This is a genomic window from Hydrogenophaga sp. (assembly GCF_048549895.1).
In the GTDB taxonomy this organism is placed as follows: Bacteria; Pseudomonadota; Gammaproteobacteria; order Burkholderiales; family Burkholderiaceae_C; genus Hydrogenophaga.
In genome coordinates this window covers 1-8,307 of record NZ_JBLYYB010000065.1, presented here as the reverse complement: position 1 = coordinate 8,307, position 8,307 = coordinate 1, and the positions used below count along the sequence as shown (strand labels likewise).

Annotated in this window: 8 protein-coding genes; 6 read left to right on the top strand and 2 right to left on the bottom strand. The window is 65.5% G+C overall.

Annotated elements, in window-relative coordinates; all coding sequences use genetic code 11:
- Positions 1-78 precede the first annotated feature (78 nt).
- From ACN4F8_RS06715 to ACN4F8_RS06705, 3 genes are read left to right on the top strand one after another with little or no spacing between them, the layout of a single operon-like run.
- Positions 79-1,638, top strand: a complete 1,560-nt coding sequence (locus tag ACN4F8_RS06715) for a Rieske 2Fe-2S domain-containing protein (protein WP_419472834.1) — start codon at positions 79-81, stop codon at positions 1,636-1,638.
- Positions 1,639-1,641: 3 nt separating this feature from the next.
- Complete coding sequence (locus ACN4F8_RS06710; RefSeq protein ID WP_419472833.1) at positions 1,642-2,613, top strand: PDR/VanB family oxidoreductase; 972 nt, start codon at positions 1,642-1,644, stop codon at positions 2,611-2,613.
- 23 nt (positions 2,614-2,636) lie between these two features.
- Positions 2,637-3,188, top strand: a complete 552-nt coding sequence (locus ACN4F8_RS06705) for a gamma carbonic anhydrase family protein (RefSeq protein WP_419472832.1) — start codon at positions 2,637-2,639, stop codon at positions 3,186-3,188.
- Between the two features lie 50 nt (positions 3,189-3,238).
- On the opposite strand, the gene ACN4F8_RS06700 is transcribed toward ACN4F8_RS06705, so the two are convergent.
- Complete coding sequence (locus tag ACN4F8_RS06700; protein ID WP_419472831.1) at positions 3,239-4,102, bottom strand: hypothetical protein; 864 nt, start codon at positions 4,100-4,102, stop codon at positions 3,239-3,241.
- 219 nt (positions 4,103-4,321) lie between these two features.
- On the opposite strand from ACN4F8_RS06700, the gene ACN4F8_RS06695 reads away from it, so the two are divergent.
- Positions 4,322-4,735: a DsrE family protein gene (locus tag ACN4F8_RS06695; RefSeq protein WP_419472830.1), complete on the top strand. Its 414-nt coding sequence runs from the start codon at positions 4,322-4,324 to the stop codon at positions 4,733-4,735.
- 25 nt (positions 4,736-4,760) lie between these two features.
- Positions 4,761-5,924: a M20 family metallopeptidase gene (locus ACN4F8_RS06690; protein ID WP_419472829.1), complete on the top strand. Its 1,164-nt coding sequence runs from the start codon at positions 4,761-4,763 to the stop codon at positions 5,922-5,924.
- Between the two features lie 51 nt (positions 5,925-5,975).
- Here ACN4F8_RS06690 and ACN4F8_RS06685 read toward each other — a convergent pair whose 3' ends face one another.
- Positions 5,976-7,238, bottom strand: coding sequence for a glycerophosphodiester phosphodiesterase family protein (locus ACN4F8_RS06685; protein ID WP_419472828.1), 1,263 nt, complete (start codon positions 7,236-7,238; stop codon positions 5,976-5,978).
- A 352-nt stretch (positions 7,239-7,590) separates the two neighbouring features.
- Between ACN4F8_RS06685 and ACN4F8_RS06680 the strand changes: the two genes are divergently transcribed.
- On the top strand, positions 7,591-8,247 hold the full coding sequence (locus ACN4F8_RS06680; RefSeq protein WP_419472827.1) for an ATP-binding protein: 657 nt from the start codon (positions 7,591-7,593) through the stop codon (positions 8,245-8,247).
- Positions 8,248-8,307 lie beyond the last annotated feature (60 nt).

Here is an 8,307-nt window from a genome sequence, read left to right as displayed (position 1 = left end):
GCGGCCATTGCCCCTATCTTTGAACTCTGTATTCAGAGTTCAAAGCCATTTCACCCCACCACCCGACGGAGACACCGCATGACCCAGCCCATGGACAAACACGACAGCCAACGCTCGACCGGCACCGCCGCACCCATCGAGAAGAAGCTGATTCCCTATGGCGGGTACCACACCAACAAGATCCCGGGCCACGACCCGGAGCTGACCGAGGTGGGCCCGGGCACGCCCACGGGTGAGTACATGCGCAGCTTCTGGCAGCCGGTCTGCATGTCCATGGAGCTCACGGACACGCCGCACTTCCTGAAGATCCTGGGCGAAGAGCTGGTGGCGTTTCGCGACAAGAGTGGTCGCGTCGGCCTGCTGCACGCGCACTGCGTGCACCGCGGCGCGTCGCTCGAATACGGCTCCATCCAGGAGCGCGGGATCATGTGCTGCTACCACGGCATGGTGTTCGACATCGACGGCACCTGCCTGAAAGTGCCCTTCCCCAAGGGCGAAGAGGCCGACGCCGAGCGCTACGCGTGTTCGATCCGCCAGGGCGCCTACAAGGCCTTCGAGCGCAACGGCCTGGTGTTCGCCTACATGGGCCCGCCCGAGAAAGAGCCGCCCTTCCCCGAGTGGGAAGGCAACTTCACCGTGCTGCCCGGCGACGAACTCGTGCCCTACAGCAACTTCCAGCACTGCAACTGGCTGCAGGTGCAGGACAACGCGGCTGACAACTTCCACACCGCCACGCTGCATTCAGCCAAAAACGTGGTGAACGGCCAGTTCCAGGGCACCACCTTCGACGAGGTGGGCGCGCCGTCGATGGAAGTGGCGCCCGACATGCAGTTCGTGCCGGTGCAGGGTGGCCGCTCGCTGGCCTGCGCGGGCGCGCGCCGCGTCAGCGACGACCGCCTCTTCATCCGCGTGCAGCACCAGGTGCTGCCCAACCTGAGCCTGCACGCCTACACGTCCGAGGACGGCTCGGCGCAAAAGCACTTCAGCCGCTTTCACATCGTTCGCTGGACGGTGCCGGTGGACGATGTGAACAGCAAGATGATCGGCTGGCGCGTCATGGGCCCGGGCATCGACACCCGCGGCGTGGGCATCAAGGAGCTGGTGGGCTACGAGTCGATCGACTTTCTGGAAGGCCAGGTGGCGCTGCGCCGGCCCGAGCGTTTTGGCGAACACACCATCAACGACCGCCCCGAGATCCCGAGCGACCACCGCGCGCGCGCCAACTACAAACAGGCGCAGTACGCACCGGGCGACTACGAGGCCATCATCAGCCAGCGGCCGATCGCGGTGCACGCGCTGGAAAACCCCACCAAGCTCGACGCGGGCGTCTACATGTTCCGCAAGCTGCTGCGAGACGCGGTGCGCGGCACCAACAAGGCCGCCAGCGCCGAGGGCTTTGCCGAGTGGCTGCGCAACGCCGCCGGCGCACCGCGCAGCTTCTGCTCGGGCAACGTGCTGGAGATCCCGGTGGGAGCGCGCGTGGAAGACGAGATCGTGCGCCGCCGCCACGTGACCAAGGCGGTGGTGACCATGCTGGCCGAGAGCGAACACCTCCAGGGCGCCGAGCGCGAGCAGTTCGTGAAGACGAAGATGCTGGCGCTCGAAGCGGAGATGAAAGCCAGCGCCTCGGCGGCCTGACCGATGACCGAACTCGACGCCGCGCTGGCGCTGCAGATTCGCCAGATCCGTCTGGAAGCCACCGGCATCCACTCGTTTGAACTGCGCGCACTCGACCATGGGCATTTGCCGCCCTTCACCGCCGGGGCACACATCGACCTGCACCTGCCCGGCGGCCTGGTGCGCCAGTACTCGCTGTGCAACGACCCGACCGAGACCCACCGGTATGTGATCGGTGTGTTGAAAGACGTGAACGGGCGCGGCGGCTCGCTGCGCGTGCACGAGGCGCTGAAGGTCGGCGACACGGTGCGCGTGAGCCCGCCGCGCAACCAGTTCGAGCTGCGACCACAACAGACGTCGGCCCTGCTCATCGCGGGTGGCATCGGCATCACGCCGCTGAAGTCCATGGCGCACAGCCTGCTGCAGGCCGGCACACCGTTCGAACTGCACTACTGCGCCCGCTCCAGCGAAGTGGCGGCTTTCACCGAAGAGATCGAAGCCCTGAACCAGCGGGCCCCCGGCTCGGCGCGCTGGCATTTCGACAACGGCCAGGTCGGCGCGGGGCTGGACCTGGTCGGGTTGCTGGCGGTGCAGCCCGAAGGCACGCACCTCTACTTCTGCGGGCCGCCCGGTTTCATGAAGGCCTGCGCGAAAGCCGCAGAACACTGGCAGCCGGGCACCGTGCATTCGGAACACTTCCAGGCACCCACGCGCGCCGAGCCGGTGGCGCCCACCACCGGGGCCACCGTGCGGTTGGCGCAGTCGGGGCGCGAACTCGTGCTGCCCGACGGCGGCAACCTGCTGGAACTGCTCGGCCAACACGGCGTGCACGTGCCCACCTCGTGCATGAGCGGCCTGTGCGGCACCTGCAAGACCGGTTATGCCGACGGTGAGGTCGAACACAACGACTTCATCCTCGGTGACGACGAAAAGCAGAGCTGCCTCACGCCGTGCGTGTCCCGCGTCACCAGCCGCAGCATCACGCTGCACCTGTGACGTCAGCACTCCCGGAGACCTCCATGGGCATTTACGCGGCGTATGAAAAACGCCCCTCGGTGAACACCACTTGCTATGTGGCGGAGACCGCCGCCGTCATTGGGGACGTGCGCCTGGGCGCAGGCTGCGGCGTGTGGCCACACGCCGTGCTGCACGCCGATTCACATCCCATCGAAGTGGGCGAGGACAGCAGCATCCGCGAGGGAACCGTGATCCACAACGAGTGCGACACACCGGTGCGCATCGGTCGGGGCGTGGTCATCGACAGCGGCGCCGTGCTGCAGGGCTGCGTGATCGGGGACGGCAGCCGGGTGGGCGTGCGCGCGGTGATCTTTGGCGGCGCCGTCATCGGACGCCACTGCATCGTGGCCGACGGCACGCTGGTGCCCCAGGGCGCAGCGTTCCCCGACGGCAGCCTGATCGCCGGCATGCCGGCGCAGGTGGTGCGCGCACTCACCCCCCAGGAGATCCTGGCGCTGAACCAAAACGCCCTCGGCCAGCGCGACGAAGCCGGTGTGCTGCGCCGCGCACTCGCGGGCGCCATGATCCAGCGGGCGTTTGCACAACTGGGCTGAACCCGAGCGCCCGCTCGCCAGCGCGGCACATGGAGGCTGCGGCTGGTTGCTCAGTTGCCCAGGCCGGTCGCGGGGAAATCGTAGGTGTCGTCCAGCGCCCTGGCCGCCATGCGGGGCAGCATGCGGCCGATGAAGGTCTCCCCCAGCCAGCGGCGCACCAGCGGGGCTGAGGCGCCCGCCTCCACCTCGAAACTCAGGCTGCTGAAACTGCCGATGCCGTCGTCCACCAGCAGGCCGGCCGGCACCTCGGGTGCAGCGCCTGCGTCGTCCAGCGGCGTGGCGGCTTCGAGCTTCCAGGCGTTGAAAAAGCGGTCGAAATAACCCACCGTGCCGCGACGCCACGCTTCGGCCACATACACGTTCCACGCGCCCTGCTGCTCCACCACAAAGCCCCAGGCGAACTCGAACACCTGCTCGGGCGCCTGGTCGAACACGCCGATCTCGCGCACCTCTTCGCGCGATGCATATTCGGCAAACAGCGGGCCGGCGCCACTGGCCTGGCCGTTGACGAAGCGCGCAATCTCCTGCGCGTCGGCCACAAACACGGTCTGCTTGATGCGCGGAAACCCGCGCGCGCGCTTGAGCAGCCGCTCGGTCGCGTCCACGGTTTTCTGGGCGTTGATGCAGCGGTCGCGAAAGGTGCGGCGCCCTTCTTCGGTGGAGATCAGCGCCACGGTTTCGTCGAACGCGGCGTCATCCTGCAGGTGCCCCGACTCGCGCATGTGCAGCACGATGTCGAGCATGGAATTGCGCGTGATGTGCTCGATCATGTAGGCCATCTCGCCGCCCTCGTAGTCGGTCATCGACGACTTGATCCAGGCCATCAACTCCAGGCCCGAGAGGCCTTGCGGTGCACGCGGCATGTCGTTGAACAAAGCCCGCAGCACCCGCACGGTGTCCAGATCACTCGCCATAAACCCCTCCAGGCCGACGTTCACGCAAAAGGGCCACGGGCCAGACTGGCCCTTGATACCCGGTACAGTGTCAAGCATAGTTCCGAACCGGGGCGCGGCGCAGCTTGAATGCATCGACACAAGACTCCGGCGGAGCCCGAGCGTGACGGTTTTGACACGACTGACGCAAACCCACGAATGCCGGTGCGCCCGCACCTCACACCCTTCCAGGAGAACCCCATGCGCCTCAAGCCCCTGCTCGCCATCCTCACGCTGGCCCTCGCTGCCACCGCCGCCAGTGCTCAAGACGCGGTGGTCTACCACTTCGACAACACCGTGGCGCAAGGTCTCAAGGGCCTGCGCAACGTGCGCAACCACCTCGACACCGACCCCAAGGCGAAGATCACCATCGTCACCCATGCCGAGGGCGTGGACATGCTGATGGAGGGCGCCAAGGCCGCCAACGGCAGCGAGTTCGCACCGCTGGTGTCGGCCCTCAAGAGCCGGGGCGTGGCGTTCGAGATCTGCGAGATCACGCTGAAAAACCGCGACCTCAAGAAAGAGCAGTTCATCCAGGAAGCCGACTTCACGCCCTCGGGCGTGGTGCGGATCGCCCAGCTGCAGAAGCAGGGCGCGGCCTACATCAAGCCCTGAATTCCAGCGCTGCAACCTGCCCCACATGACCCACTCCACCCCAGGCCCATCGACCCACGACCCGGTGTCGCTCACGCAGATGCTGGTGCGCATGGACACCATCCCGCCAGCGGGTGTGGAGTCGCAGTGCATCGACCCGCTGAGCGATCTGCTGAGTGCTGCCGGCTTCAACTGCCGCCATGTCGAGTTCGCACCAGGCCGAAAAACCCTGGTGGCCCGCATCGGTGGCCGCAAGGACAAGGCACCGCTGTGCTTCACCGGGCATGTCGATGTGGTGCCGCTGGGCTCTGCGGCGTGGACACACGACCCCTTTGGTGCGCAGGTGGTGGACGGCCGGCTGTACGGGCGCGGCTCCAGCGACATGAAATCGGGCGTGGCTGCGTTCACCTCGGCTGCGCTGGACATGGCCGACCTCGCACGCGAGGGCGCAGGCCTCACCTTGATCATCACGGCCGGTGAAGAGACCGGCTGCGACGGCGCTTTTCATCTCGCGCGCTCACCCGGCGCGAAAGAGTGGGTGGGCTCGGCGGGCGCCATGGTGGTGGCCGAGCCCACCAGCAACGCGCCGGTGCTGGGCCACAAGGGGGCGCTGTGGCTCAAGGCCAGCGCGCGCGGCAAAACGGCCCACGGCTCCATGCCGCACCTGGGCGAGAACGCGATCTACACCCTGGCCCGCGCCGCGCTGGCGCTCGAATCGCACGACTTCGGCGTGCAGCCCCACCCGGAAATGGGCATGCCCTCGCTGGTGGTCAGCACCATCCAGGGTGGGATCAACATCAACTCGGTGCCCGACGCCGCCGAGATGACGCTGGACATCCGCAGCGTGGCGGGGCTGGGCCATGCGGGCGTGCTCAAGTGCCTGTGTGATCGCCTGGGCGAGCGCATCGCGTTCTCCACATTGCTGGACATCGAAGCCGTCTACACCCCGGGCAGCGACCCGTGGATGCAGCGCGTTCAGGCCCTGGTGGACGCGGCCGGGGACCCGCCAGCGTCTTCCGGCATCGTCAGCTACTTCACCGACGCCGCCGCCCTGCGGCCGCTGATGGGCATGCCGCCCACGGTGATCCTCGGTCCGGGCGAGCCGGGCCAGGCGCACCAGACGGACGAGTACTGCCTGGTCGGAAAAATTCCACAGGCCAGGGCGCTGTACGTCGACCTCATCCGCGACTGGTGCGCACCCGCCGCCTGAGCCGGCAGCGGCGCGGCGGCCCTCTTCAGCCCCCGCGCACGAGAAGCCTGCTCAGCGCTGGTTGGCGCAGTTGGCGTAGAACGTGGTGGTGGCCGGCCAGTCGGAGAAAACGCCGATCACACCCACATCGCGGGCGAGCACGTCGAGCACCCGCATCATGTCGCCCTCGGTCTTGATGGCGGTGTCAAACGTCTGGTAATAAAACCCGTTGTTGCCATCGGCCAGCAGGCCCGAGCGCTCCAGGGTCCAGGCGATCATGTCCAGGCCAGCGGCGCGGGCGTTGCGCGCGTACTGCGAGGGCACGATCCGCCCCGACGCGTCGGCGCTGAGCAGCGCAAAGATCGGGGGCGCCACGATGTTGATGCCCTGGCTCTTGTAGTTCACCAGATCGGCCTTGCTGGGCAGATCGGCCACGGTGTTGGCGTCGTCCAGGTACACCGCCTGGCGACCAAAAGCGCGCTCGTTGCGCACCCAGTACAACACGTCGCGTACATCAAACGACTGCGCCCACACGTGCTTGGGGTTCACGCCCGCGCGCTTGTACTCGTCGATCATCTTCTGCGCGTAGGCCTCTTGCGTGAAACCGTCAAAAGGCATGGTCACGCTGGCGCTCTTGAGTTCGGGCGTCATCTTCACACCCAGCTGCTTGAACAGCTCGATGCTCTCCTGGTGCGTCATCAGCGTGCCACTGGTCGGACCCGAGTACAGGTCGGTGCGCCAGTTGGCGGTGCCGCCCAGGTACTCGTCCACGGTGCGCGCGCGCGGGTTGAACGCGTCCATCTTGCCGCGCAGGGTCTTGAACTCGGCCAGGGTGATGTCGCTGGTGCGGCATTCGGCGGCGGCCGGTGTCAGCAGGGTGCCGTTGGCATCCAGCGTGGCGGGCACAAACGGCTGCGTGCACTTGCTGGCCAGTGGCGTGGCCAGGATATTGGTGGTGGTGTGCAGGTCGTTCTGCGCATGACGGCAGACCAGTTCCTTGTCCTTGGTGAAAGTCACGTCGCACTCGACGATGCCGGCACCCATGCGGGCGGCGGCCACGTACGACTCCATCGTGTGCTCGGGAAACTGCATGGCGGCACCACGGTGCCCGATGGAGAAATCCCGGGCCGTGAAATAGCCTTTGCGGGCGCACTGCTGAAGCTGCTGCTTCAGCGGGCTCTGCGCCATGTCGTCCACCAGGAAGAAGGGGCGTTGCCCCAGCTGCACATGGTTGGACCGCTCGACCTCGTGGATGGGTTTGTGGTGCCGTGGTGAATCGGCAAAGATGGTGCTGGACAGGCTCAGCAGAACGCAACCGACTGTGAAACGTCGCATGGTTTCCCCTTGGGTGGATGAAGGAAGGTGAGCGCTCCCGCGTGCAAAGCGCTCGCCCCATGCTAGGCAGCCTGTGTGGCAGATTCATGGCAAAACGGCCACGCACCCCGGGGCATGCAAGCCTGTGCGCGGGAAACAGTGCCGTTTACTGTGAATAGAGTTGCTTACCGAAGAACAAAGTCGGTGACTGTGATTCTGGCGATGGAAACATAGTCGCTAACTGCCCTGGGTCGGTCGCTGCCCCAACTGGCCTTCCTTTATCGGCCGGTTAAAAGCCCGAGTTGTGGTTGGTCTCGACTAACACTACATTGTGTGACAAAGTAGTGTGGGATAAATCGGGGAGGACAACCACATGAGTAGTGCCCAGCTCGTTCGGCCGCTGCATCTTCACACGGTCGAAACTTTATGCGCCGACCTGGTTTCAGGTCGTGCTGTGGGCGTAGGGGTGACCAATAGCGAGTTCTCACTGGCTACTGCGTGCGCGCGCTCGGTTCTCCAGTGGTACACGCTGAATCGACCAAAGTGGGCTGGCAACGTCTACGACAAGGATTGCGAGGCAATCGTAGACAGCATCGCGACGCAGGCAAGAGTTTCGCCAGTCGTCGACTTTACGGGAGGAGTTAAGGCTCGCACTTTGACGCTCCAGTCCATGCGAGCGCATCGCTTTGCAGGATTGCACCGATATAGGAAAGCTGCAGAAGCTCCAGAAGACTTTCAACTGGAATTCAAGTCTGCGGTGACCTTCCTAGATGGCGCCAATGGAGCCGGTAAAACCTCAATCCTGAACGCGATTGTGTGGGCGCTGACCGGGCAGCTGCTCCGGCCGCAGAGAGTGCCCGAATCAGGACAGACGGAGTTCGACTGCGAGTTGGCGCCTGTTTCAAGCGGAGAGGAAGCTCAGACTTTTAGGGCTGTCGCAGTTGCCCCTTTGCCCGACCTCGACATCGAGAGGCCAACGGGTCAGGGAGTCGTAGTGGGCTTCCCCCAGTTTCCCGGACGGTTTGCTTAGCCCATTAAGCCTTGCTCAAAGTCGACTGGGCTGAGGAAGTCTAGCTTTGAGTGTTTGCGC

What these genes read in the sequence shown, in the direction of transcription:
- ACN4F8_RS06715 (WP_419472834.1), top strand. Translation starts at nt 79, where the DNA reads ATGACCCAGCCCATGGACAAACACGACAGCCAACGCTCGACCGGCACC.
- ACN4F8_RS06710 (WP_419472833.1), top strand. Translation starts at nt 1,642, where the DNA reads ATGACCGAACTCGACGCCGCGCTGGCGCTGCAGATTCGCCAGATCCGT.
- ACN4F8_RS06705 (WP_419472832.1), top strand. Translation starts at nt 2,637, where the DNA reads ATGGGCATTTACGCGGCGTATGAAAAACGCCCCTCGGTGAACACCACT.
- ACN4F8_RS06700 (WP_419472831.1), bottom strand. Translation starts at nt 4,102, where the DNA reads ATGGCGAGTGATCTGGACACCGTGCGGGTGCTGCGGGCTTTGTTCAAC.
- ACN4F8_RS06695 (WP_419472830.1), top strand. Translation starts at nt 4,322, where the DNA reads ATGCGCCTCAAGCCCCTGCTCGCCATCCTCACGCTGGCCCTCGCTGCC.
- ACN4F8_RS06690 (WP_419472829.1), top strand. Translation starts at nt 4,761, where the DNA reads ATGACCCACTCCACCCCAGGCCCATCGACCCACGACCCGGTGTCGCTC.
- ACN4F8_RS06685 (WP_419472828.1), bottom strand. Translation starts at nt 7,238, where the DNA reads ATGCGACGTTTCACAGTCGGTTGCGTTCTGCTGAGCCTGTCCAGCACC.
- ACN4F8_RS06680 (WP_419472827.1), top strand. Translation starts at nt 7,591, where the DNA reads ATGAGTAGTGCCCAGCTCGTTCGGCCGCTGCATCTTCACACGGTCGAA.